19 protein-coding genes are annotated in these 24,122 nt (G+C 61.8%); 8 read left to right on the plus strand and 11 right to left on the minus strand.

Annotation, left to right across the window (positions count from 1 at the left end):
- Window positions 1-385: 385 nt before the first annotated feature.
- Window positions 386-3,637, minus strand: coding sequence for an efflux RND transporter permease subunit (locus tag B5526_RS04745; protein ID WP_079537159.1), 3,252 nt, complete (start codon window positions 3,635-3,637; stop codon window positions 386-388).
- A gap of 39 nt (window positions 3,638-3,676) precedes the next feature.
- Entirely contained in the window at window positions 3,677-4,909 is a 1,233-nt protein-coding gene (locus B5526_RS04750) for an efflux RND transporter periplasmic adaptor subunit (RefSeq protein WP_244562195.1), read from the minus strand.
- Between the two features lie 996 nt (window positions 4,910-5,905).
- Here B5526_RS04750 and B5526_RS04755 point away from each other — a divergent pair.
- Both B5526_RS04755 and B5526_RS04760 read left to right on the plus strand, forming a co-directional pair.
- Complete coding sequence (locus tag B5526_RS04755) at window positions 5,906-6,580, plus strand: response regulator transcription factor (RefSeq protein WP_079537161.1); 675 nt, start codon at window positions 5,906-5,908, stop codon at window positions 6,578-6,580.
- Between the two features lies 1 nt (window position 6,581).
- Window positions 6,582-7,940: a sensor histidine kinase gene (locus B5526_RS04760; RefSeq protein ID WP_079537162.1), complete on the plus strand. Its 1,359-nt coding sequence runs from the start codon at window positions 6,582-6,584 to the stop codon at window positions 7,938-7,940.
- Between the two features lie 35 nt (window positions 7,941-7,975).
- Here B5526_RS04760 and B5526_RS04765 read toward each other — a convergent pair whose 3' ends face one another.
- The 6 genes from B5526_RS04765 to B5526_RS04790 form a co-directional block, all read right to left on the minus strand.
- Complete coding sequence (locus B5526_RS04765; protein ID WP_079537163.1) at window positions 7,976-9,769, minus strand: DUF4153 domain-containing protein; 1,794 nt, start codon at window positions 9,767-9,769, stop codon at window positions 7,976-7,978.
- A 243-nt stretch (window positions 9,770-10,012) separates the two neighbouring features.
- The gene (locus B5526_RS04770; RefSeq protein ID WP_079544698.1) at window positions 10,013-10,225 is read right to left on the minus strand and encodes a hypothetical protein; all 213 of its coding nucleotides are present in this window, start codon (window positions 10,223-10,225) and stop codon (window positions 10,013-10,015) included.
- A gap of 465 nt (window positions 10,226-10,690) precedes the next feature.
- Window positions 10,691-11,743 carry a hydroxyacid dehydrogenase gene (locus tag B5526_RS04775; RefSeq protein WP_079537164.1) on the minus strand — a complete coding sequence of 351 codons (1,053 nt, stop codon included), beginning with the start codon at window positions 11,741-11,743 and terminating at the stop codon, window positions 10,691-10,693.
- A gap of 15 nt (window positions 11,744-11,758) precedes the next feature.
- A complete protein-coding gene (locus B5526_RS04780; protein ID WP_079537165.1) occupies window positions 11,759-12,643 on the minus strand; it encodes an amidohydrolase family protein in 885 nt (294 codons plus the stop codon).
- 4 nt (window positions 12,644-12,647) lie between these two features.
- Window positions 12,648-13,616, minus strand: a complete 969-nt coding sequence (locus B5526_RS04785) for a Bug family tripartite tricarboxylate transporter substrate binding protein (RefSeq protein ID WP_154071130.1) — start codon at window positions 13,614-13,616, stop codon at window positions 12,648-12,650.
- A gap of 84 nt (window positions 13,617-13,700) precedes the next feature.
- Window positions 13,701-14,369 (minus strand): GntR family transcriptional regulator, encoded by a 669-nt coding sequence (locus tag B5526_RS04790; protein WP_079537167.1) that lies wholly within the window; start codon window positions 14,367-14,369, stop codon window positions 13,701-13,703.
- Between the two features lie 165 nt (window positions 14,370-14,534).
- Here B5526_RS04790 and B5526_RS04795 point away from each other — a divergent pair, with 165 nt between their 5' ends.
- The 3 genes from B5526_RS04795 (at window position 14,535) to B5526_RS04805 (ending at window position 16,164) form a co-directional block, all read left to right on the plus strand.
- On the plus strand, window positions 14,535-15,077 hold the full coding sequence (locus tag B5526_RS04795) for a thiamine pyrophosphate-binding protein (RefSeq protein ID WP_079537168.1): 543 nt from the start codon (window positions 14,535-14,537) through the stop codon (window positions 15,075-15,077).
- A gap of 8 nt (window positions 15,078-15,085) precedes the next feature.
- Window positions 15,086-15,700 (plus strand): thiamine pyrophosphate-dependent enzyme, encoded by a 615-nt coding sequence (locus tag B5526_RS04800; RefSeq protein WP_079537169.1) that lies wholly within the window; start codon window positions 15,086-15,088, stop codon window positions 15,698-15,700.
- 101 nt (window positions 15,701-15,801) lie between these two features.
- Window positions 15,802-16,164: a VanZ family protein gene (locus B5526_RS04805; protein ID WP_079537170.1), complete on the plus strand. Its 363-nt coding sequence runs from the start codon at window positions 15,802-15,804 to the stop codon at window positions 16,162-16,164.
- 60 nt (window positions 16,165-16,224) lie between these two features.
- Here the strand turns inward: B5526_RS04805 and B5526_RS04810 are convergent, their stop codons facing one another.
- A complete protein-coding gene (locus tag B5526_RS04810; protein WP_079537171.1) occupies window positions 16,225-16,614 on the minus strand; it encodes a DUF1236 domain-containing protein in 390 nt (129 codons plus the stop codon).
- A 196-nt stretch (window positions 16,615-16,810) separates the two neighbouring features.
- Complete coding sequence (locus B5526_RS04815) at window positions 16,811-18,940, minus strand: acetate--CoA ligase family protein (protein ID WP_079537172.1); 2,130 nt, start codon at window positions 18,938-18,940, stop codon at window positions 16,811-16,813.
- A gap of 310 nt (window positions 18,941-19,250) precedes the next feature.
- Here B5526_RS04815 and B5526_RS04820 point away from each other — a divergent pair, with 310 nt between their 5' ends.
- The 3 genes from B5526_RS04820 (at window position 19,251) to frc (ending at window position 23,260) form a co-directional block, all read left to right on the plus strand.
- Window positions 19,251-19,979: a GntR family transcriptional regulator gene (locus B5526_RS04820; protein WP_079537173.1), complete on the plus strand. Its 729-nt coding sequence runs from the start codon at window positions 19,251-19,253 to the stop codon at window positions 19,977-19,979.
- Between the two features lie 77 nt (window positions 19,980-20,056).
- Window positions 20,057-21,790: an oxalyl-CoA decarboxylase gene (oxc, locus tag B5526_RS04825; RefSeq protein ID WP_079544699.1), complete on the plus strand. Its 1,734-nt coding sequence runs from the start codon at window positions 20,057-20,059 to the stop codon at window positions 21,788-21,790.
- A gap of 192 nt (window positions 21,791-21,982) precedes the next feature.
- Window positions 21,983-23,260, plus strand: coding sequence for a formyl-CoA transferase (gene frc / locus B5526_RS04830; RefSeq protein ID WP_079537174.1), 1,278 nt, complete (start codon window positions 21,983-21,985; stop codon window positions 23,258-23,260).
- A 16-nt stretch (window positions 23,261-23,276) separates the two neighbouring features.
- Here frc and B5526_RS04835 read toward each other — a convergent pair whose 3' ends face one another.
- Window positions 23,277-24,056: a sulfite exporter TauE/SafE family protein gene (locus tag B5526_RS04835; protein ID WP_079537175.1), complete on the minus strand. Its 780-nt coding sequence runs from the start codon at window positions 24,054-24,056 to the stop codon at window positions 23,277-23,279.
- Window positions 24,057-24,122: the final 66 nt, after the last annotated feature.

Raw genomic sequence — 24,122 nt, forward strand, 5'->3', positions numbered from 1 at the left:
CAACCTCCCTGTTGTCGCAGGCGATTGCCTGCTCGTCTTGCCAATCACGCTTCGCCATTCGGCGGTCATGCACGCAGACTGAGTCCGCCTCGCTGAAAGTGCGGGCGAGGCCATGTTTAGTATTATTGTTAAGTCGAAGCCTTTCACTAAACATATTTTCTGTCAATCGGGCGCTCCGAATCTTTTCGAAGTGAAGTAATTGCTGCAGTGCAACCGTTATCGAGCTCGCGTTCCCGTCGCCCGATCGGCATGCCGGAACCAATCTTGTTTAGTGAATTTGACGGGCAAGCTCCTCTGCGTATTCGCAGATTCGCAAAAGCCAAGGCGGGCTTGCCGCGATTGGCGACGTCAGAGCTTCTCGGGTGACTTCTCGTTTAAAGCCCAGCTACGCTGCAGGCTCATCCGGAAGCGGCGACGGCTCAGGTGCGACTGGTTGCGCTTCGCGGCTGAGAAAGATCTTTCGCAGCGCGGGTGCGACGACGAGCAGGAGCAAGGGTCCAATGAACATGCCGCCCACGACCACCGTCGCGAGCGGGCGCTGCACCTGGCTGCCGATCCCGTGCGAGAGCGCCGCCGGAAACAATCCGACGCCCGCGGACAGCGCCGTCATCAACATCGGTCGCATGCGCTGCTCGGCGCCGCGAAACACCGCTTCGGCGATATCCATGCCGGTGGCGCGCAGTTCGCGGAAATAAGTGATGTTGAGGATGCCGTCCATGACAGCGACGCCGAACAGCGAGATGAAGCCGATCGCGGCCGAGACGCTGAAATCAAGACCGGCGAGATAAAGTGCGATCAATCCGCCGCCGACCGAAAACGGGATTCCGGCAAGCGCCAGAAGACTGTCGCGCAGCGAATTGAACAGGCCGTACAGCAGAACGAGGATCAAGAGCAGCGTGATCGGAACCACGATCAGCAGGCGTTCCTTGGCGCTTTGCAGGTCCTCGAATTCGCCCGCCCAGAGGATCTGGTAGCCGTTCGGCAGCTTGATCGCGTTGGCAACCCGCGCTTGCGCTTCGGCGACGGTGCCGCCGAGGTCGCGGCCGCGGACGCTGAACTTGACCGGAATATAGCGCTGGCTGCGCTCGCGGTAGATGAAGGAAGCCCCGGTATCCAACGAGATGTCGGCGAGCTCGCTCAAGGGAATGTAGGCGTTGGTGCCCGACGGCGTGGAATAGGCGACCTTCACGGTGCGGATCGCATCGATGCTGTCGCGAAATTTCGGATCGAGCCTGACCGCCAGGCTGAAACTCCGGTCGCCTTCGAGAATATTGGTTGCATTGGTTCCGCCCAGCGCCGCCTGCACCACGGTGTTGACGTCACCGGTGTTGAGGCCGTAGCGCGCGGCCTTTTCGCGATCGACCTTGATGTTCAGATTGGGCTGGCCGAGCACGTGAAATATTCCGAGGTCGGCGACGCCCTGGACCTTGGCCATCTCCGCCATCACCTGATTTGCCAGCGATTCCAGCACCTGAAGATTCGGGCCGACGATCTTGACCGAATTGGCGCCTTTGACGCCCGACAACGCCTCTTCGACATTGTCCTGGATATATTGCGAGAAATTGAACCCGATGCCCGGCAGTTCCTCGCTGAATTCCTTTTGCAATTCTTCGGTCAGCTGTTCCTTGGTGAGGTTGGCCGGCCATTCGTCAAAGGGTTTTAGCGGCGCAAACAACTCGACATTGGAGAAGGGCGATGCGTCGCTGCCATTGTCGGGGCGGCCATGCTGCGACACCACCGTGAGCACCTCGGGATGCCGCAACAATATCTCCCGCATCTTCGCCGTCGCCTGGGTACCGGCGTCGAGCGAGATGGTGGGCGGCATCGATGCCCTGATCCAGAAATTGCCCTCTTCCAGCGCCGGGAGAAATTCGCTGCCGAGCCGCGACGCCGCGATCGCGCTCAACAACAGAAATGCGATTCCCAAAAATACCGCGATGCTGGTGCGGGAAAGCGCCCAGCGCAGCACCGGGGTATAAGCCGCGCGCAAGCCGCGCACGATCACGGTTTCGACCTCCTCGATGTGCTTGGGGAGCACCAGCGCGGCCAGGACCGGCGTGACGGTGAAGGTCGCCAGCAACGCGCCGGCGAGCGCATAGCCGTAGGTCCGCGCCATCGGCCCGAAGATCTGGCCCTCGACGCCCTGCATCGTGAACAGCGGCACGAATGCGGTCACCGTGATGGCGGCGGTGAAGAACACGGCCCTGTCGACCTGCAGCGCGCTGGCGAAGATCAATCGCAAGCGCTCCGTCCACCGCGGGCCCGATCCCCGCTCCACCCCCGTTCCGCCGGTCGGATCGGCGCCCCAATAACCCTCCGCGAGCCGGTTGAGCAGCGATTGACGGTGCTCGGGCGTCGACTGGAAATTGCGATAGATGTTTTCCATCATGATCACGGCGGAATCGACGATGATGCCGAAATCGACCGCGCCGAGCGACAGCAGGTTGGCATCCTCGCCGCGCAACACCAGAATGATGATGGCAAAGAACAGCGCGAACGGAATATTGGCGCCGACGATGATGGCGCTGCGCAGGTCTCCCAGAAAGACCCACTGGATCAGGAAAACCAAAAGGCAGCCGAACACCAAATTATGCAGCACGGTGTGGGTGGTGACGCCGACCAGCGAGCTGCGGTCATAATATGGGACGACCTTGACACCCGGCGGCAGGCTTCCGTCGGAGTTCAGTTTTTCGACAGCGGCCTGAATCCGTGGAATGATGTCGTTGGTGTGCTGGGTCCGGCCCATCACCACGATGGCGGTCACAACGTCATCGTCCCTGTCCCGGCCGGCGATGCCGAGCCGCGGGACATATCCGACCGAGACTTTCGCGACATTCTTGACCTGGATCGGAAGGCCGCCGGACTGCGTCAGGACGACATTTTCGATGTCCTGGACCTTGTAACCCTTGGTGACGTCGTCGGCGCCGCCGCTGTCGACCAGCCCGATGCCGCGGATATTGACCGATTGCTGGCCGACCGTGATCTCGCGGCCGCCGACATTGATGTTGGCATTGGCGAGTGCCGAGATCAGTTGCGGAACGGTGATGTTGTAGGCTTCGAGCTTTTCGGTATCGGCTTCGACAATGAACTGTTTTGTCGTCCCGCCCCACGAATTGATCTGCACCACGCCGGGGATGGTCAGAAGCCGGCGGGTGACGACATAGTCCTGCAGCGTCCGCAGATTGGTGAGTCCAAAATGCGGCGGGCCGACGAGTTGGTAGCGGTAGATTTCGCCGACCAGGCTCGACTGCTGGATCGTCGGCACCAGACTGCCCGGCAGGCTGACATTCTGCTGCAGGCTGATCGACGCTTGCGTCAGCGCGAAGTAATAGTCGACGCCATACGCAAAAGTCACCCGAACAAACGACAGGCCGTAGAAAGACGTCGAGCGGATGTTGACCACGCCGGGCGTCGGGTAGAGCCCAACTTCCATCGGGATCGTGTAGTATTTCTCCATCTCCTCGGCCGAAAGGCCGGCGGCTTGCGCGGTGATTTCGAGGATGACCGGCGCCGGATTTGGATAGGCCTCGATATTTAGTCTGGTGAACGCAACCAGCCCCGCCGCGCAGAACACGACGAGACCCAGCACGATGATCGCGCTGCGCGTCAAGCCAAACTCAAGGACAGACTTTATCAAGGATCTACCCGTGCTCGTCGATTGGACGCTTAAAGGGGCTTAGCCGTCGGCTCCCAGCAGCAGCTTGTTGCTGAGAAAGACCGCGCCATCGGTGACGACCAGTTCGCCGGGCTCGAGACCCTCCAGGATCTGACTGAAGCCACCCTGTTGCTGGATGCCGACCTTTACCGTTCGCTTCACAAACCGATGGCGGTCGGCGGTCACCCACACCGTCATCGTGCCGTCGCCGTCTCTGACCACGGCCTCGACCGGGACCGCGGGCGAACGGGCCGGATCGCCGATCCGGATCACAAAGCTTGCGAACATTCCCGATCGCAACAGATGCTGCGGGTCGGCGATCTCCGAGCGGACCAGCTGTCGGCGGGTGTTCGGGTCGATCATCGATCCGACGGTAGTGACGTGGCCATGGAAGATCTTATCCGGATAGGCCGGCACCCTGACCTCGACTTCCTGACCCAATCGGTAGGCGGGCGCGTCGGTCTCGATGACATTGGCGATCATCCACATCGTCGACACATCCGCGACCGTGAAAGGCGCCGGCGCACTGCCCGGCTGGGTCAGGAACCCCGGCGCCGCGTTACGCGCGACGATCTTTCCCGAGATCGGGCTCGGCACCAGCAGCGTGGAGTCGACTTTTCGTTGCCCCAGGATCCGGTCGACCTCTTCATCGGTCTTGCCGAAGATGCGAACGGCATTTCGCGCCGCTTTGAAATTACCTTCCGCGGTCTGTTGGTCGGACGTCGACTGATCGACATCCTTCTGCGAGCTGCCTCCGGATTTCAGCAGCATCGTCAACCGCGCCAATGTTCGCTTCTGCAATTCGAGGACGCCGGCGGTGGCGAGAAGGTTCGATTCCGCCTGCAGGAGATCGGGGCTGTCGATCGTAAACAGGACATCGCCCTGCTTGACTTCGTCCCCCAGGTTGAAGAACGCCTTCAATATTTTTCCCGGGTATTGCGAAAAAACCTGCACCAATAGGTGCTCGTTGAAATCGATGGTGCCGACCGCCCGTTTCAACACCTCGAAATTGCGCGATTCGACCGGGGCGATCTTGAGCGATCCGGTTTGCTTTTCGGTCAATGCGACAAATTGCGGTCCGCCGTCTCCACCTGACGCGGGCTGAACCGCCGACACCCGATCTCCCGTCGCCGCCTCGACGCCGGCGGGGCCTGCGAAATACCGGCCGGCGGCAATGCCCGCAGCGCCCATGATGAGCAACGCGAATGCGATCGTCGACAGCGTCTGTTTCGAAACGGCGCCGGGCAATTTCACGTCGATCTTCCCAGTCGGCAAAGCTGCGGACGACGCCCTGTGGCCAGGCGTTCATGGCCGCCGTTCGTCGTCTGAGGAAAAGGTTCGGCCGATCTAGACCCGGCCCACTTACGGAAGCCTTACAAAGGGTTCTTCTTTTGCCGAATTCAAGTGCAAGTGATGAGATTATTAGCAGAAGGTAACTAACCGCGACAGGTCTTGCCGGGCCTCAGCGCGATTACTCCCAAGAAGATTTTCGTTGTTTGTCGCCGGCATCGCGCGCGGCCAAATATACCAATGATCTTGGACCGATGTGGGTGCCTGTCAGCGATACCTAGCGGCAGACCGGACAAGGCAGGCTGAGGCATGGACCCGCAAACAAAGCTGGGAAGTTGCCTAAGAAATTCTCACGTCCGCCCGCGTTAACCGGGAAATATATTATCTTTATATTTTCTTGAGTCGGTAAGGCCCGTGTCAGCGCGGGATTGTAGCTTCGCGTCTGAGGGCTGCGATGGGCGACTGGCTTGTAAGAAATTTTACGGTTTTCGGCGTCCCCGGTCAGAATTGGATGCCGGTAGCGCTAGCTGTCATCCTGGTCTCGATCGCTATTTCGTGGTGGTTACAGCGGTAGGCCGCCTCAGTTAGCGGCCTCTTGGCTGCATGGAATTGCATGACCGCTTGATGGTTGGCGTCCGCATCGAACGCCTGGAATAGGATGAGGCGTGGTCGTTCGTTTGCGATAAAACAAAGGCACGTCCTGCGTCACGAGAGAAGCCCCCACGCGTCCACGATTCTCCCCCTCAGGGCAGCAAAGTAGCCGAGGACGGGAACTTGCGCAGGATGCAAGTGACCCATTTCGCGTCTGCGAGTGGCCCAATTCGGCCAACACCCATTCTTGCTCCCCGCGTAAGCATACTTACACTAACCTTACAGCGATTTCTGCGGACCAGCCTCACCTTGCGTGGTGGCCCAAATCGTCTCATGGCTAGGCACCACCGTGCTGTTAGGTAACCGAATATGCGATTGTTGGTTGTCGAGGACAACGAGCAGCTTGCCGAGCTTTTGACCAAGGGACTGCAAGCGGCAGGCTATGAAACCGATGTGCTGTCGACGCTCGAAGAAGCCAGTACGGTTCTTCGCACGACGTTCTACGCCGCCCTGATCCTGGACCTCGGCCTGCCGGATGGCGACGGCCTGGCTCTGTTGCGTGAGCTACGACACCGGGACAATCCAATTCCGGTCATCGTCCTGACCGCGCGGGGCGGCCTTCACGACCGCGTCCAGGGCCTGCGCAGCGGCGCCGACGATTATCTGGTGAAGCCGTTCGCGCTCGAGGAACTGCTGGCGCGACTGGAGGCTCAATTGCGGCGCCCGGGCCAACTGCTCGGCAGTTCGCTCCGCATCGCCAATCTCGAATTCGACACCCGCAACCGGCAAGCCTCCATCGATGACCAGCCCCAGGTGCTGTCGGCCCGCGAAACCGCGGTGCTCGAACTATTGATGCGCAGCAAGGGGCGCGTGGTTTCCAAGAAGCAGGTCGAAGATCATATCTTCGGGCATTCGGGCGAGGTCGCATCGAACGCGATCGAGGTGTACGTCCACCGTTTGCGCAAGCAGCTTTCGGAGCGCGGCGCCAAGGTCCAGGTTCATACCATCCGCGGAGTGGGATACCTGATCGCAGAGGAAAAATAGCGTGATCCGGTTCAAGTCGATCATTTCCCGCATCGTGTTCCTGCATGTCGTCGCCGTCGTCATCACCTCCATTTTGATGTCGCTCGCGCTGTCATGGCTGTTGAGCTATGCGACCAACAACATTCACAACAAGGCGATGCAGGAACAAGCGGTTTCCGTCGGTGAACACTTAAGGGCGCTGCCCGACGGCAGTCTCGAACTAAAACTTCCGCAGGACCTGCTTGGGCTCTATTCGCAGGCCTATGGGCGCTATTCCTATGCGGTGATCGATCGTCAGGGGAAAGTTTTGTTTTCCTCGCTCAGGGATCAAAGCGCCCTGTTTCCGGCCGACGCAGAATCCAGCGATGTCGAGTTCCTGCAGCAACGGCGTGGCGATGCCACCGTGTCCGGCGCCAGCATCAAGAAGACCGTCGGCGGCCAGACCGTCTGGATCCAGGCCGGCGAGGATCTCGCCAACCGCGATGTGCTGATCGACGATATCGTCGCTGATTTCTACAAGAATGTCGGATGGATTACGCTGCCCATCCTTCTCGTGCTGCTGATCGCGGATATCGCGATCTTCCGCCGCGCGCTGAAACCGCTGCGCGAGGCCTCCGAGATCGCCCGCGACATCGGACCGGCGCGTACCGGCCTTCGGCTGCCGACCGATGAGATTCCAGGCGAAGTGCGCCCGCTCGTCTCGGCCGTCAACCAGGCGCTCGACCGGCTCGAGGAAGGTTTCCGGATTCAGCGCGATTTCACCGCGGATGCCGCGCACGAGCTGCGCACCCCCCTAAGCATCCTCCGGACGCGTCTGGATATTCTGAAAGACGAGAAGATGGGCCAGGCGTTACGCCAGGATGTCGACGGCATGGCGCATATCATCAGCCAATTGCTCGAGATCGCGGAACTGGACGCGTTCGTGGTCGACCCCAGCGAAAAAGCCGATCTTCGATCGGTCGCCGCAGAGGTCGCGGAGTTCGTCGCGCCGCTGGCGCTGGCGCAGGGCAAGGATATCGCGCTATTGGGCGCGACCGAGCCGGTCTGGGTCAAAGGCAGCCCGGAGATGCTGAACCGCGCCATCCGGAATCTGGCGGAAAATGCCATCAACCATACCGCACCCGGAACGACCGTGGAATTCGTCGTCGAAGACAACGGCACGGTGAGCGTTTCCGATCACGGACCGGGGATTGCCGAAGAGGAGCGGAACCTGATTTTTCAACGCTTCTGGCGGCGCGACCGCCGCAAGCCCGGCAGCACGGGCCTTGGCCTTTCCATCGTCCAGCGCATCGCCGAATTACATCTCGCCAAGATCACCGTGGAAAATCGCTGCCCCACCGGCGCGCGCTTTTCGCTGAGATTCATGCCGTTGCGACCTTGAGAGACCGCCACAACACCATCGCGACAAGATTGCCGTCACGGAGCCCGCACACAGTCAGTGCCGATGTACAGGCGCTGGCCGTTCGCGGTGATCTCCTTGAGCGTTGGCTGGGCTGTTTCGAAATGACCAGCATGGATTGCATCGCGGACGCCAGAACAGTTCGCATTGAGGACCGCGCCCAAATAGCTCCAGGTCCCCTCGGTGAGCCCCTTCTTGAAGGCCGCGGCGACCCCGCCCGGACGATCGAAGAGCTGGACTTCCGGCTGTCCATCCCCATCAAGATCGGTCAGGATCGCGTCACACGGGGTGTCTGAGACGAGGCAGTTCGGAAGTTTCCACCGCGGCTGAAAGGCATTCCAGTCCTGCTGCACAAAACCTTCCGGCAACGTTGCGCCGATCGGGAAGATCACCGTGATGTGGAGCCCTCGCTGGGCCGGCGTCGTTGGCGGCTGCGCCGCTGCCCGTGCTAGCTCCCAAGGGCTCTTGGCGTGCAGTGCCTGATTGGCGCGCTCGGCGATGACGGAGGCTTGAGGACCTTCCGTCCGGGCTGCGAGTTGCTCGAGGGCTTGTACGCCGTAGCGCCCTGCCCGATAGCGCAGAAAGCCGAAATCGAAATGCTCCGGCTTCTCCGTCCCGGCTTGCAGCCGGCTCAACTGGTCCGCCACGGAGATTCTCGCGGGGTCGGCCACGGGTGTACTCAGCGCCAGGAGCACGCCGACGATGGCCAACGATGTGAAGATATTGGTGGGCTCGAGCCACGCCATCGACGTTGTCGAGCGCAACGCCGCGAACAAGTAGCCGAGCCCATAGCACGCGGCGACGATGACGCAGGCGAGCGCGGTGATCCGCTCCGGCGTCCAGCCATATTGGGCAATGCGCAGCATCACCCCATAGGCCGCGAGCGCAACCAGCGGCACCAGCACGAACGCGGCAAGCCGGCTCGCATACCGCAATATGGCGACGGCGCGGGTCTCGGCCCGCCCATCCTGATAGGCCGCGTTGACGAGAAAGACCAGCGCCGCGGCCGCAACGAGCAGAATGCTGGCTGCACGCCGCGTACTCCAGAGCGGAGTGAGACCGGTAAACAGCAGCGCCACGACGAAGGCCGCGCCCAACAGCGCCATCAATGGCAATAGCCATGACAACAGGATCAGGGCAAGCGTCCGAGCGCCCTGGACGATGTTGGCGCGCACATCGGTGACATGGATGGCGTAGCTGAACGCCAGCGCGGTTACGGGAATCGAAAATGTCGTCCGCTTGATCAGCTCCGCGAGAAATTCGATCTTGATCAGACGAAACAGTTCCGCCCCGAGGAACAGCAATCCCCAGAACAGGCTGACGAAGCCCACCGCCAGCACGAATTGCACGCCGTGCTTCCAGGCGATGTCGAAATGGGTCGGATAGCTGGCAATCAGCTTGCGGTCGGCTTCGCCCGATATGGTCAAAGTGTGGATGATGAACAGAATAGATGCCAGCGACCACCACATGACCCAAGACGGGAGGATAGGCATCAGACCTGTCGTTACGACGGAAATTCCCACAACAGAAACCGAATTGCGAAAGATGTCATATGTCGCAAGCCCGGCGCACAATAGCGTCGCGACCACCGCCCAGGCCGCCAAGGTGCGCAACCGAAGATGACCGAGGGCGGATATGACGATCAAGGGGACAAAGGTCGCAATAGTGGCAAGTGGCGCGAAAACAAGCCCGTCGGTGGCCGGCCATGTCTTATGCTCGGACGCCTGATAGAGCATCAGCAGCGCTACGCCCTGCAGCAAGCCAATGGCCAGACGTATCACTGGCGTCGATATCCCCACCACACTAGCCATATCCTACCTCCACCCCGGCGATCGCGCCTCACCAACCGGGCGCAAACTGCCGCCTCACATAGAGGATGAGACCGGTGTAGGCTGAAGGATTTTCTGAGGATTTATTTTTTGTTGCACGTGCAGAGCGACGAATATTGGCTCCATCTGGCCACGAAAGACGTCCTCATTTTTGGCCGCAAGTAGGCGCAGCCGCCTAAGCTGATCGGTGTCGTGCAGCCGCGTATCCGCGGCAAGATCGAGCTATCAAGACGGAGAATCGGCTTCCCTGATCTGAATTCGGTCGGCATGCAGCGACCACTCGCAGAGCGACTCGGTTTCGCAGAATTTTATCTTTGCCAGTTCGGTCGCCTGGCCCTCGTTCGAGGCGTCGACTTCCAGCGAGCGCTGGCAGATTTCGATCTCCCGGCCGTTTCCGCCGAGCACATCCTTCATGAAGCGTACGACAAACCGTGACATGACACCCTCCTCCCGCGTGCGTAACGCCAAGACAGGCCCATATAACTTTATCGCGTGGAAATTGTTTTGACCGGGATCAAAGCCGCGCCGGTGATCGCGCGGGCTGAACTTACGGCGTTTCCGCCATAATACCAATACTGATTTTTAGGCGCCGGCGGCCGGCAGGCTGGCAGCTGCGATGGCAACGATCAAAGCCAAACGGCGTCCTAAGCGGGACGGCGTGGCACGCAGCAATGAACGTAACTGTTGCATATCCTAGAGTTCCTGGCGCCGGCGGAACTTCGGTCCGCGAACGATGGCGCTAGCGGCAACATGATCCCGCCCAGGGGGCATGTCGAGATCGCCGCGAAAATAGCAACGCGGCCATTGTCCGGCCGCTCGGCGGCAGTGGTTTTGTTGCCTTTACCAGACCGGCCGCGGTCGAAATTTTCTACGCCAAAATTAACCGCGCGGCGTCCCGATCCGCTAATCCCCCGGCGCGAACCCAAAAGTCCGCTCAAAGCGCCTGGCATAAGCAGGCCAGACCTCGGGGTTGATGATGCGCGGCGGCCGCTTGCCGTCCAATGCGTCGAGCATTTGCTCGGCGGCGATCCGGCCCATATTGGCGCGTGCTTCCGTCGTGACCCCTGCGGTATGCGGGCTCGCCAGCACATTGTCGAACTGCAACAGGGGATGGTCCGGCGGCGGCGGCTCCTTGGCCCAGACGTCGAGCCCCGCGCCCGCGATGCGCTTGTCGCGCAGCGCATCGGTCAGCGCGGTCTCGTCGTGGATGAAGCCGCGCGCGGTGGTGATGAAATAGGCGTGCCTCTGCATCAGCGCGAATTCGCGCGCGCCGATCATGCCGCGGCTCTCTTTTGTCAATGGACAGGAGATCGACACGTAATCTGCGCGGCGCAACAGCTCGTCGAGCTCGACCTTCTCGCCGCCACGCGCCGCCATTTCCGCCGCCGAGAGATAAGGATCATAGGCCAGCACCTTCATGCCGAGCAGGCCGTTGCAAAGCGCGGCGATGCGGCGGCCGACATTGCCAAGCCCGACAATGCCGATGGTCTTGCCCTGCACCTCGGTGCCCATCAAGGCGTTGCGGTTGACATTCGCCTCGCGCCGCAAGGTCCGGTCGGCCTGGATGATGCGCTTCGACAGCGTGAGCAGCATCGCCAGCGCATGTTCGGCCACCGAATGCGCGTTGCCGCCGGATTGATTGACGACCAGAACGCCCGCCGCCGTGCAAGCCTCGACATCGACGGGATCGTAGCCCGCGCCATTGCTGGACACGATCAAAAGGTTGGGCGCCCGCGCCAGTAGGTCGCGATGGACATGAAAATGGCTCGCGAGCTCATCGCGCGCCGCACCGATCTGATAGGCATGAGCGGCGGCGAGGATCGGCGCCGAGACTTCCTCCGGGCTTTCATTCTCAAGCCGGTCGAGCCGCACGTCGGGCCGCGCCCGCAGGATGTCGGCATAAATCTCGTTCGCCAGATATTTGACGTAGAACACACGCTTGTTGTTGACGGACATTTTTCGATGCGACTTTCAGTTCGGGAAATCGTAGAGCTTGGCGGGATTGGCGACGAGGATGCGGTGCTGGGCCGACTGGTCCGGCGTCCAGGCCTGAAACAATTCGAACAAATGTCCGGCGTCCGGCATCTCGCCTTCGACGCGGGGATGCGGCCAGTCGCCGCCCCATACCAGCCGTTCCGGATTGGCCCGTACCAGCGCCTCATGAAACGGCCGCGCGTCGGGATAATCGGGCGCGTCGCGGCTGAGGCGATGGGCGCCGGACAATTTCGCCCAGCACCAGCCCTCGCCGACCGCACCCAGCAGGCTCTGGAAGCCTGCCGTCGCCGTGCCGGCGCGGGCGTCGGTGCGGCCCATATGGTCGATCACGACCGGCAGGCCGAGAGCTTTCAACACGGGTATCGTCTCAGGCAAATCCTTCACATCGATCCAGAGCTGAAGGTGCCAGCCGAGTTCGGCCATGACCGGCGCCAGCGTTTGCGCCGCCGTCAGCGGCACGCCGCCGCGATAATGCAATTGCCCGTGGCGGAAAAAATGATTGAAGCGCAAGCCGCGGACGCCGAGACGGTCCCATTCGCGCAAGGTCGCCGTCGCGATGTCGGCATCCGCCACCGCGACGCCGCGCAACCGGTCGGGCCGGCGCGCAAGCGCATCGAGCATGGCGGAATTGTCGCGGCCATGCGCGCTGCCTTGCACCAACACGCCGCGCGCGAATCCGATTCGATCGAGCATGCCCAGATATTTTTCGAGCGGCGCGTCGGGCGGCGTATAGCTGCGGTCGTCGGCATACGGAAATCGCGCCGCGGGGCCGAACACATGGGCGTGCGTATCGCAGGCATTCGGCGACGGCGGAACTTTGGGCCGTGTTACGTCGCGGGGAGGCAGACAAGCGGGGATCATCGTCTCATTCCGCCTTCATGCCGGCGGCCTTGATGATCGGGCCCCATTTTTCGTAATCGGCGTGAATCTTCTGGTCGAATTGCTGCGGTGTGCTGCCGATCGGCGACGCCCCGAGTTTTGTCAGCCGCGCCTTCATCTGGTCTGTATTCAAGGCCGCGACAAAATCATGCGCGAGTTTTTCGACGAGGTCGGCCGGCATGCCGGCCGGTCCGAGCAAGCCCCACCACACTTCGGTGTCATAGCCCGGCACGGTCTCTGCCATGCTCGGCACGTCGGGCAAAAACGACGCGCGCGAGGCGGTGGTGACGGCGAGCGCGCGGACGGCGCCGGCTTGAAGCTGCCCGACCGATTCCGGCCCGTTGTTGAACGACATCGGAATTTGCCCGCCCAGGAGGTCATTGATCGCCGGCACGCCGCCCTTGTAGGGGATGGCATTGATGTCGATTTTCGCCAGACCCTTCAGGAGCTCGCCGGCCAGATGCGTCGATGTTCCGTTGCCGGCATGGCCGAAGGCGAGGCTCCCCGGCTTGGCGCGCGCCTGCGCGATCATGTCGGCCAGCGTCTTGAACGGAGAATCGGCCTTCACCAGGAGGATATTGGGAGACGAGGCCAAAAGCGTAATCGGGGTGAAATCCTTGAACGTGTCGTAGGGCAGTTTCTCATACAGGAACGGATTGGTGGCGTGGCCGCTGGCGACGACGATCAGGGTATGGCCGTCGGGCGCTGAACCCGCGAGCGCCTGCGACGCCACCACCCCACCCGCGCCCGGCCGGTTCTCGATGACGACGCCCTGGCCCCATTGTTTGGAGACCACCTCGCCCAGCGTGCGCGCCAGGATGTCGACGGCGCCGCCGGCGGAATAGGGCACGTAAATATGCACAGGCTTTGACGGAAATCCGCTCTGCGCTGACGCCGCGCCTGAGGTCAGCACCGCAGCCGCGACAACCGCACACATCCCCAACCATTTGCCCATCATCCCACTCCCTTACAGTTTTTTTGCCGTCTATATCTTGATCTTGTCCCGGTTCGCGAACCGCATTCCCGGAGTCTCCGCCCCTCATCCCATTCCTGCATTCAACGCGATCGCCTGTTTCAGCGCTGCAATCACGCCGTCCATGTGCCGCAGCATCGCGGCTTCGGCGGCCGTCTCGTCACCAGCACAGATCGCTGCAACGATTGCTGCATGCTCCTGCACCGACGCCTTGGCCCTGCCGGGCAGCAGGATGGCACGGTATTGCTGTCGAACGATCTGCGATTTCAACGTCTCCAGCAATCTCGCCACCGTCTTATTGCCGGCGATGCGTTGAATCTCCGCATGAAGCTGTCCGTTCAGCCGCGACACCTGGATGAAGTCTGATGCGGCATAAGCCTTCCGCATGCTGGTAACGATCTTGCGCAGACTAATGGCATCCGCTTTGCCGGCACACGCGGCAGCCTGCCGTGCGACGACGCCTTCGAGCGCACGTCGCGCGTCGGCGATTTCCATCGCTTCGATATCGGAGACCAGGCGGACACGCGCGCCGCGATTGCGCTCGCGAATGACGAGGCCTTCCTGGTCCAGCATCGCCAGCGCGATCCGGACGTTGGCGCGGTTGGTTTGCAGCACTGTCGCAAGGTCCACCTCGACCAAACGCTCGTTGGGCACGAACCGTCCGGTCGCAATGAACTCACGCAGGCGCACCGCCACATCGCCCTGGTCATTCTGCTTGGGTACGTGCGCCTCCATCAACCACCGCTTACGAAATTGTCAGCCTTGACGCCCCGCGGCGCCCGACATTTAATGTCCAATATTGTTAACAATCTTGTTGATCAGGTCAAGTCTGACTGCTACGGATACAACCGTCAGCAATGACGCGCTGCGACGCCGAACGCCTATCAAAGGGAGCGACTAATGACGGCTGCCGGGGAACAAACCTCGACCCGAAGCTGGCACGAGGTGGTGCTGCAAACGCTGAAGCGCAACGACATCCGCCTCGTGCCCTATGTTCCCGATCGTGTGCTGACCGCGCTGATCAAGAACATTCACGCCGATCCGTTCTTCACGACCTTCCCCACCGCGCGCGAAGAAGAAGCGGTCGGCATCGTCTCCGGCGCCTGGATGGGCGGGTTGAAGGGCGCCGTCCTGATGCAGACCTCCGGCTTCGCCACGCTCGCCAACGTGCTGGCCTCGCTCGCGATCCCCTATCAGATCCCGCTGATCATGTTCGTGTCCGAACGCGGCACGCTCGGCGAATTCAACTACGGGCAGTCGCTGGTTTGCCGCACCATGCGGCCGGTGCTCGATTCGCTCGCCATGGAACATCACACCATCACCCGGCTTGACGAGTTCGAGTTCATCGTCGATCGATCGATCAAGCAGGCTATCACCACGCAGGCGCCGGTGGCGCTGATCCTGTCGCCGCTTTTGACCGGCGGCAAAGTGTTTGACAAGTGAGCGCCCCAATGAGCACGGCAACCAACACCCCCGCCCGCAACACCAAGGTGATGAACCGCTTCGATCTCACCTCACGGCTGATTGCAAAACTGAAGAACGAGGAGGCCGTGGTCGGCGGCATCGGCAATACCAATTTCGATCTTTGGGCGGCCGGCCATCGCCCGCAGAATTTTTACATGCTGGGCAGCATGGGGCTTGCCTTCCCGATTGCGCTCGGCGTCGCACTAGCCCAGCCCAAGCGCCGCGTTTTCGCGCTTGAGGGCGATGGCTCGCTTTTGATGCAGATGGGGTGCCTGTCGACGATCGCGGCGCTCAAGCCGCAAAACCTCACCATGATCGTGATGGATAACGGCGTTTACCAAATCACCGGCGCGCAGCCGACGCCGGCCGCTTCCGTCTCGGACCTCGTCGCGATTGCGATTGGCTGCGGACTTGCCAACAGCGCCTGGGCGGCCGACGAAGAGGACTTCGAGCGCCTGGTCGACCAATCCATGTCCGCGTCCGCGCCGACGCTGATCGGGGTGCGCATCGACGACAAGCCGGGCGTCGGAACCACCCGTCGGGATCCCGTGCAGATCAGGGAGCGCTTTATGGTTGGTCTTGGCGCGCGGCAGGCGCTGTGACGGGGATTCGTTAACGGCGCGCGGTATCGCGCGTTAACTACACCAACAACGCACGGCCGCGTGAGCGGTTATCGAGCGGTGAACCGTGCTATCCCGGCCCGATGACCACCCTTGTTAGATTGTTCGCCTGGCTCCTGGCCTTAGCCGTCACCTTCGCAACCCTGGGACCGCCACGCTTCCGGCCGCACTCCGACCTCGGTCAGGATGGCGAGCATGCGCTCGCCTTCGTGCTGATCGGTCTCGCATTCGGCTTGGCCTATGCGCGAAATCGGCTGCTCACCTCGGTGGTGTCGATCGCAGCCATCGGCATCCTTGAAATCCTGCAGCTCTGGGTGCCGGGACGGCATGCGCGGTTCGAAGATTTTGTCGTCGACGCGCTGGCGGCCTGTGCCGGCTTCACGCTTGCGGCTGCGCTTGACTGGATCATTCAACGCTCGCGCCGATCCAGCGCCAATGCCGTCTAGCCTTAAAAAATCCCCGCGGGAAACAAATCCCGCGAGGATTTTGGCAAGTCGGCCGCTCGGTTAGTCGATGATCTTGATGATCTTGCGCGTCCGCGGCTCGACGATCACCCGCCGGTCATTGACGAGCGCGTAGCGATACTCCGTGTAGTTGGGGACCGGCCGCAATTCGACGGTTGGCGGCAACGGTTCGCCCACCACAACACGCTCACGTACCGTCACCGAGGGTGCACGCTCGCCCTGAATGGATGTGATGACGGCGCTCGGGATTTCCAGACCGGCGCCGACAGCCGCACCGACCGTACCGCCGACGATCTCGCCGACCGGTCCACCGACTTCGCCGCCGGCACGGGCGCCGTTCGCAGCACCTGTCGCCGTGGTGGATTGAGCGAACGCCGCGCCCGATGCAAACAGCGACGCTGCAATCAATGAGACAGCAATGTGCTTCTTCATAGTTCCTCCAGTCAATTTTGTTGACATCCCGTCAACAGCGGGACCGGAGAGACGTTCCACGCGACTGAGGGGGGTTCCATCGCGAACCCTGTCGTCATCGCGGCGAATGAAGTTCCGAAAAATTGGAACATGGAGAATCCAAAAATTCGTCATTCCGGGTCGACGCGACGACGCGTGTCCCGGAATGACGAACTCTTTACAACAACCCCGCGCCGCGCGCCCATTTGTATTTCGCGCCCAGCACGGCGACCGGGATTTCGGTCGAGTAGGCGTAGGCGACGATGCCGTTCTGGTAGAGATAGTCGGCGGCCTCCTCGACCTCGATATCGCCGGCGAGCGAAGCCACCATCGGCTTTTCGATGCCCTTGGCCTTCATCTCCTTCTTCACTTCCACCATGTTCCGCGCAAACACCATCGGCGGCGTCACGATGGTGTGCCAGTAGCCCAGGATCAGCGCATGGATGCGCGGGTCTTCGAGCCCGAGCTTTACCGTATTGACGTATGTGATCGGCGGCTCGCCGCCGGTGATGTCGACGGGATTGCCGGCAGCGCCGAACGGCGGGATGAATTTGCGGAACGCCGCGTCGAGATCAGGCGGGATCGTCATCAGCGACAATTTGTTGTCGATACAGGCGTCCGACAGCAGCACGCCCGAGCCGCCGGCGCCGGTGATGATGACGACGTTTTCCCCTTTCGGCGTCGGCAGCACCGGGACGCCGCGGGCGAATTCCAGCATGTCGCGCAGCGACCGCGCGCGGATCACGCCGGACTGGTTGAACACATCCTCATAGATCTTGTCGTTGCCCGCGAGCGCGCCGGTGTGCGAGCTTGCGGCCTTGGCGCCGGCCGAAGTGCGTCCGGCTTTGAGCACCACGATCGGCTTCTTCTTCGACACCCGCTTTGCGACTTCGGCAAACGCCCGGCCGTCCTTCAAATCCTCGCAATGCTGCGCGATGATTTGGGTATTGTCGTCCTGCTCGAAGAACGTCAACAGATCGTCCTCGTCGATATCGGACTTGTTGCCGAGGCCGACGATCGCCGAGACGCCCATTTTCGCCGAGCGCGAAAAGCCGATGATCGCCATGCCGATGCCGCCGGATTGCGATGACAGCGCGGCCTGGCCCTTGACGTCGTAGGCGGTGCAGAACGTCGCGCACAGATTGGCGTGGGTATAATAGAAGCCGTAGATGTTCGGCCCCATCAGGCGGATGCCGTATTTCTGTCCGATCGCCTGGATTTCTTCCTGGCCCTTCACATTGCCGGTCTCGGCATAGCCGGAGGGAATGAGAATAGCGCCGACGACCTTCTTTTCCCCGCATTCGATCAGCGCACCGGCGACGAGACTTGCCGGGATCGCAAACACCGCGATATCGACCTCGCCCGGGATATCCTTGACCGACTTGTAGACCTTCTTGCCCAGGATCTCCTCGGCCTTGGGATGGATCGGATAGATCTCGCCCTTGTAGCCGCCGTTGATGAGATTCTTCATCACGGAGTTGCCGATCTTGCCGTTCTCGCTGGAAGCGCCGATCACCGCGACCGCTTTCGGCTTCATGATCCGGTTCATCTGGCGCACGATGTCGTCGTGGTTCGGCCGCGGGCGCGGCGGCTTTGGCGCGAAGTCGACGACAATGCGCACGTCGGCGGCGACAGCGGCATCTTTGGTCGCGAATACCGGGTTCAAATCCATTTCGGCGATCTCAGGGAAATCGGTAACCAGCTTCGAGACGTTGATAATGATGTCGGCGATCGCCTCGCGGTTGGCGGGGTCGCTGCCGCGCACGCCCTTGAGCATCTCATGGGCCTGGATGCCGTCCAGCATCGAGAGCGCGTCCTGCTTCGTCGCCGGCGCGAGGCGGAAGGTGATGTCTTTCAACACCTCGACCAATACCCCGCCGAGGCCGAACGCCACCAGCTTTCCGAACGAGCCGTCGGTCACCGCGCCGACGATGACCTCCTGTCCGCCCGTCAGCATCTGCTGAATCTGTACGCCCTCGATCTTGGCGTCGGATTTGTATTTCTTCGCATTCGCCAAGATCGTCGCGTAGTTGGTTTCGACTTCCGCAGCAGTCTTGACGCCGACCATCACGCCGCCGGCTTCGGTCTTGTGCAGGATGTCCGGCGAGACGATTTTCATCACGACCGGAAAACCCATGTCGGTCGCGATCCCGGCCGCCTCGGTTGCGGATTTGGCCACGCCCTCTTTCGGGACGGGAATGCCATAGGCGTCGCAGACCAGTTTGCCTTCCGGCGCCGTCAGGCTGGTGCGTTTGTCCGCCTTGACTGAATCGAGTATTTTGCGGACCGCATCCTTGGAATTCGACATTGGCTTCCTCCCCGAGGTCATTTTTTTCGTTCGTCGGCACGATCTCGTTGTGTCAGAACAGTGCTGGCATGCGCGCGATCGGTTTTCCGGTGATCGCAAACGCGGCATCCGCGTGTGCGGCGGCTTGCTCCGGCCGCTGGGATCGTAGGCTGATTATGGCATTTGGTATGCCAGAAGCGAGGTTGTCAAGGCGCGATGCCTCGTGAAAACGCCGAAAATAGGCGCAGCTTGACATTCTGGCATTTGGTATGCCAAAAATCTAATCGATATTTTTCTGATAGAGGACGTCTCCGGCTGGAGCAGATCCGTCATGCCCACGCGCAAACAACCCAAGGCGTCGCCCACCATGGCTGAGCCAGACATCGCAATCGTCCGCATCGTCCCCGAGACCAGCTTCAAGAACAAGGCCTATGAGGCGTTGAAGGAAGCAATCCTCAAGATGGACATCTATGCGACGCCCGAGCCCGTCATGCTCGACGAGCGCGCACTGTCGGAACGCCTCGGCGTCAGCCGCACCCCGATCCGAGAGGCGATCGCAATGCTGGAGCAGGACGGTTTTGTGAAGACCGTGCCGCGCCGTGGCATTGTCGTGGTGCGCCGGACCAAGACCGAGATCGTCGACATGATCCGCGCCTGGGCCGCGCTCGAGAGCATGGCCGCGCGGCTGATCACGACTACCGCGCGCAAGAAAGACATTTCGGCGCTGCGCGACTTCTTCAAGGATTTTAACAGCGATCGCTTGCCGCAGGATCATGTCGAGGAATATTCCAGGGCCAACATCGCCTTCCACCAGGCGCTGATCTCGCTCAGCGAGTCGCCGGTTTTGGTCGACATGACCAACGACATCCTCTTGCACGTGCGGGGCTACCGCCAATTGACGATCGGACGCAAGGATCGCACCGCGACGTCGCTGCCCGAGCACATGTCGATCATCGAAGCGCTGGAAGCGCGCGACACCGAACTCGCCGAGAAGCGCGCCCGCGATCATACGCTCGGCCTTGCCGCCTATGTGGAAGCCCACGGGCAAGAGCTGTTTTAACAAAGCCACTGACTTGGGCGGTCACTGTGCAGACGAAAACCTCGTCGCAACAAGAAACGATCAGGGAGACCCGGCCGATGCTGAACACCGCGAGCAAGACCGAGGCGAGCGACGCCCATGACGAACTGACCGACGGCTTTCATCTCGTCATCGACGCCCTCAAGCTCAATGGCATCACCACGATCTACGGCGTGCCCGGCATCCCGATCACGGATTTGGGACGCATGGCGCAGGCCGCGGGCATCCGTGTCATCTCGTTCCGCCACGAGCAGAATGCCGGTAACGCCGCGGCGATCGCCGGTTACCTGACCAAACAGCCCGGTGTCTGCCTCACGGTGTCGGCGCCCGGCTTTCTCAACGGCCTCACCGCGCTCGCCAACGCCACCACCAACTGCTTCCCGATGATTTTGATCAGTGGCTCATCGGAGCGCGAGATCGTCGACCTGCAGCAGGGCGACTATGAAGAGATGGATCAGCTCGCGATCGCAAAACCGCTGTGCAAGGCGGCGTTCCGCGTGCTGCACGCCGCCGACATCGGCATTGGTCTGGCGCGCGCGATCCGCGCCGCCGTGTCGGGGCGGCCGGGCGGCGTCTATCTCGACCTGCCCGCAAAACTCTTTTCGCAGGTCATGAAGGCGGATGCCGGCGCCAAATCGCTGGTCCGGGTGATCGACGCGGCACCGGCCCAGATCCCGGCACCATCAGCGGTCAAGCGCGCGCTCGATGTTCTCAAGAGCGCAAAACGTCCGCTGATCATTCTCGGCAAGGGCGCGGCCTACGCGCAGGCGGATGATTCGATCCGCACCCTGGTCGAGAAGAGCGGCGTTCCCTTCCTGCCGATGAGCATGGCCAAGGGCCTGTTGCCCGACACTCATCCGCAATGCGCGGGCGCCGCGCGCTCGACGGTATTGAAGGACGCCGACGTGGTGATGCTGATCGGCGCGCGCCTCAACTGGCTGTTGTCGCATGGCAAGGGCAAGAGTTGGGGCGAAGCGCCGAAAAAATTCATCCAGATCGACATCGAGCCCAAGGAGATGGACTCCAATGTCGAGATCGCAGCCCCCGTGGTCGGCGATATCGGCTCCTGCGTCGCCGCACTTCTTGAATCCATGGGCAGCAACTGGCCGGCCGCGCCGGCCGACTGGGTCGGTACCGTCAATGCGAAGCGGGAGGAAAACATCGCAAAAATGGCGCCGCGGCTGATGAACAACAAATCGCCGATGGACTATCACGGTGCGCTCGGGGCGCTGCGCAGCATCATCAAGGAGCGGCCGGACGCCATCCTCGTCAACGAAGGCGCCAACACGCTCGATCTCGCCCGCGGCGTCATCGACATGTACAAACCGCGCAAACGCCTGGATGTCGGCACCTGGGGCGTGATGGGCATCGGCATGGGCTTTGCCATTGGTGCCGCGATCGAAACCGGCAAGCCCGTGCTCGCGGTCGAAGGCGACAGCGCCTTTGGTTTCTCCGGCATGGAGGTCGAGACCATCTGCCGCTACAATTTGCCGGTCTGCGTCGTCATCTTCAACAATGACGGCATCTATCGCGGCACCGACGTCAATCCGACCGGCGGTCCCGATGTTGCGACCACCGTCTTCGTCAAGGGCTCGCGCTACGACAAGATGATGGAGGCGTTCGGCGGCACAGGCGTCAATGCGACGACGCCCGACGAGTTGAAGCGCGCCGTCAACGCGGCGATGGATTCCGGCAAGCCTACCCTGATCAACGCCGTGATCGATCCCGCGGCCGGCTCCGAGAGCGGCCGCATCGGCAACCTCAACCCGCAAAGCGTGCTGAAGAAGAAATGAACGGGCCTAACCATCAACGTCATCCCCCGCCACCGGGTCTCGGCTTCGGCGAGCCCGATGACAGGCTCCGGCGGGGGATCCAGTACCCACCGAACTATCGTGACATGAGAGCTGTGCCCAATTTAACCGACGGTGAGTACTGGATGCCCGCCTTCGCGGGCATGACGGCGTCACACTTATGGAGAGAGTAAGATGACAAAGGCGCTCGAGGGCGTTCGCATTCTCGATTTCACCCACGTCCAGTCGGGCCCGACCTGCACGCAATTGCTGGCCTGGTTCGGCGCCGACGTGATCAAGGTCGAGCGCCCCGGGGTCGGCGACATCACCCGCGGTCAATTGCAGGACATCCCCAAGGTCGACAGCCTGTATTTCACCATGCTCAACCACAACAAGCGCTCGATCACGCTCGACACCAAGAACCCGAAGGGCAAGGAAGTCCTGACCGCGCTGATCAAGCAATGCGACGTGCTGGTGGAAAATTTCGGCCCCGGCGTGCTCGACCGCATGGGATTTCCGTGGGAGAAGATCCAAAGCATCAATCCGAAGATGATCGTGGCCTCGATCAAGGGTTTCGGGCCCGGGCCTTACGAAGACTGCAAGGTCTATGAGAACGTCGCGCAATGCACCGGCGGCGCGGCATCGACCACCGGCTTTCGCGACGGCCTGCCGCTGGTCACCGGCGCGCAGATCGGCGACAGCGGCACCGGGCTGCATTTGGCGCTCGGCATCGTCACCGCGCTCTATCAGCGCACCGTCACGGGCAAGGGACAAAAGGTCACCGCCGCGATGCAGGACGGCGTGCTCAATCTCGCGCGCGTAAAACTGCGCGATCAGCAGCGCCTCGCTTATGGTCCGCTCAAGGAATACAGCCAGTTCGGCGAAGGCATTCCGTTTGGCGACGCGGTGCCGCGCGCAGGCAACGATTCCGGCGGCGGCCAGCCCGGCCGCATCCTGAAGTGCAAGGGCTGGGAGACCGATCCCAACGCCTACATCTACTTCATCACGCAAGCGCCGGTCTGGGAGAAGATTTGCGACGTCATCGGCGAGCCCGGCTGGAAGACCCATCCCGATTACGCCAAGCCCCCTGCCCGGCTGTCACGCCTCAACGAGATCTTTTCGCGCATCGAGCAATGGACGATGACCAAGACCAAGTTCGAGGCGATGGAGATCCTCAACAAGGACGACATCCCCTGCGGCCCGATCCTGTCGATGAAGGAACTCGCCGAAGACCAATCGCTGCGTGCCACCGGCACCGTGGTCGAGGTCGATCATCCCGAGCGCGGCAAGTATTTGTCGGTCGGCAATCCCATCAAGATGTCGGACAGCCCGACCGAGGTGAAGCGCTCGCCGCTGCTCGGCGAACACACCGACGAGATTTTGCGGCAGGTGCTCGGCTTGACCGATCACCAGGTGGCGGAGATCCACGATTCCGGCGCGCTCGATCCGCCGCGCAAGCTCGCCGCCGAATAGGCAGGCTGGACCTTCCCTAACTCATCATCGCTTGTCCACTGCGATAGAGGACGTAGCCGGCCACGACGAAGATCAGGGCCGCGAAGATGCGCGTCAGCGTATCTTTGCCGTGCGACAGCCGATTGGCCAGCATCATGCCGGCGAGCCCACCCACGATGCCGCCGGCGATGAACTCGCCGGCGAGCCGCCAATCGACCAGACCGGACAGCGAGTAGTTGATCGCCGTGGCGAGCCCGAAGCTGCCCACCGCCAGCAGCGAGGAGCCTACTGCCTTGATCATCGGCATGCGGGTAGCCAGCATCAGGCCCGGCACGATCAGGAATCCGCCGCCGATGCCGAAGAATCCCGACGCCATACCGGCGAGGAACGCGACTGCCGCCGTCAGCAGGCAGGTTGCGAGATTGGCCTCCCGCTCGGCCGCACCATTTTCACGGCGCGGCCGCAGCATCATCGCACCAACGGCGACCATGATGAGCCCGAACAGAAACAGCAGCCGATTGCCGTCGACGAGCTTGCCGAGGCTCGATCCGGCGAAGGCGCCGAGCGTGCCGACGACGGCGAAGATGACGGCACATCGCCAGCGGACGTTTCCGGCGCGGGCATGGCCGGCGAGATTGGCGAAAGCATTCACCGAAACCGCAAGTGCGCCGGTGCCGATCGCGACATGGGGCTGAGCCACGCCCACGACGTAGAGCAACAGCGGCGTTGCGAGGATGGAGCCGCCGCCTCCGACCAGTCCGAGCGAAAACCCGACCAGCGCTCCAGAACTCAGCGCGGCGCTGATCATCGCGGTCATAGTGCGCTCCTGCCACCCGGCTCGACGCGGGCGAACATGGCAGCTTCAGTGAACTTCCTGCGAGCT

It is taken from the genome of Bradyrhizobium lablabi (assembly GCF_900141755.1).
GTDB classification, from domain to species: Bacteria; Pseudomonadota; Alphaproteobacteria; order Rhizobiales; family Xanthobacteraceae; genus Bradyrhizobium; species Bradyrhizobium lablabi_A.

Excerpts from the sequence above, each read along its gene's own strand:
- B5526_RS04815 (WP_079537172.1), bottom strand. The coding sequence starts at position 18,940 with ATGTCGAATTCCAAGGATGCGGTCCGCAAAATACTCGATTCAGTCAAG.
- B5526_RS04800 (WP_079537169.1), top strand. The coding sequence starts at position 15,086 with ATGAGCACGGCAACCAACACCCCCGCCCGCAACACCAAGGTGATGAAC.
- oxc (WP_079544699.1), top strand. The coding sequence starts at position 20,057 with ATGCTGAACACCGCGAGCAAGACCGAGGCGAGCGACGCCCATGACGAA.
- B5526_RS04755 (WP_079537161.1), top strand. The coding sequence starts at position 5,906 with ATGCGATTGTTGGTTGTCGAGGACAACGAGCAGCTTGCCGAGCTTTTG.
- B5526_RS04805 (WP_079537170.1), top strand. The coding sequence starts at position 15,802 with ATGACCACCCTTGTTAGATTGTTCGCCTGGCTCCTGGCCTTAGCCGTC.
- B5526_RS04810 (WP_079537171.1), bottom strand. The coding sequence starts at position 16,614 with ATGAAGAAGCACATTGCTGTCTCATTGATTGCAGCGTCGCTGTTTGCA.
- frc (WP_079537174.1), top strand. The coding sequence starts at position 21,983 with ATGACAAAGGCGCTCGAGGGCGTTCGCATTCTCGATTTCACCCACGTC.
- B5526_RS04820 (WP_079537173.1), top strand. The coding sequence starts at position 19,251 with ATGCCCACGCGCAAACAACCCAAGGCGTCGCCCACCATGGCTGAGCCA.
- B5526_RS04835 (WP_079537175.1), bottom strand. The coding sequence starts at position 24,056 with ATGACCGCGATGATCAGCGCCGCGCTGAGTTCTGGAGCGCTGGTCGGG.
- B5526_RS04765 (WP_079537163.1), bottom strand. The coding sequence starts at position 9,769 with ATGGCTAGTGTGGTGGGGATATCGACGCCAGTGATACGTCTGGCCATT.
- B5526_RS04770 (WP_079544698.1), bottom strand. The coding sequence starts at position 10,225 with ATGTCACGGTTTGTCGTACGCTTCATGAAGGATGTGCTCGGCGGAAAC.
- B5526_RS04780 (WP_079537165.1), bottom strand. The coding sequence starts at position 12,643 with ATGATCCCCGCTTGTCTGCCTCCCCGCGACGTAACACGGCCCAAAGTT.
- B5526_RS04775 (WP_079537164.1), bottom strand. The coding sequence starts at position 11,743 with ATGTCCGTCAACAACAAGCGTGTGTTCTACGTCAAATATCTGGCGAAC.
- B5526_RS04785 (WP_154071130.1), bottom strand. The coding sequence starts at position 13,616 with ATGGGCAAATGGTTGGGGATGTGTGCGGTTGTCGCGGCTGCGGTGCTG.
- B5526_RS04795 (WP_079537168.1), top strand. The coding sequence starts at position 14,535 with ATGACGGCTGCCGGGGAACAAACCTCGACCCGAAGCTGGCACGAGGTG.
- B5526_RS04790 (WP_079537167.1), bottom strand. The coding sequence starts at position 14,369 with ATGGAGGCGCACGTACCCAAGCAGAATGACCAGGGCGATGTGGCGGTG.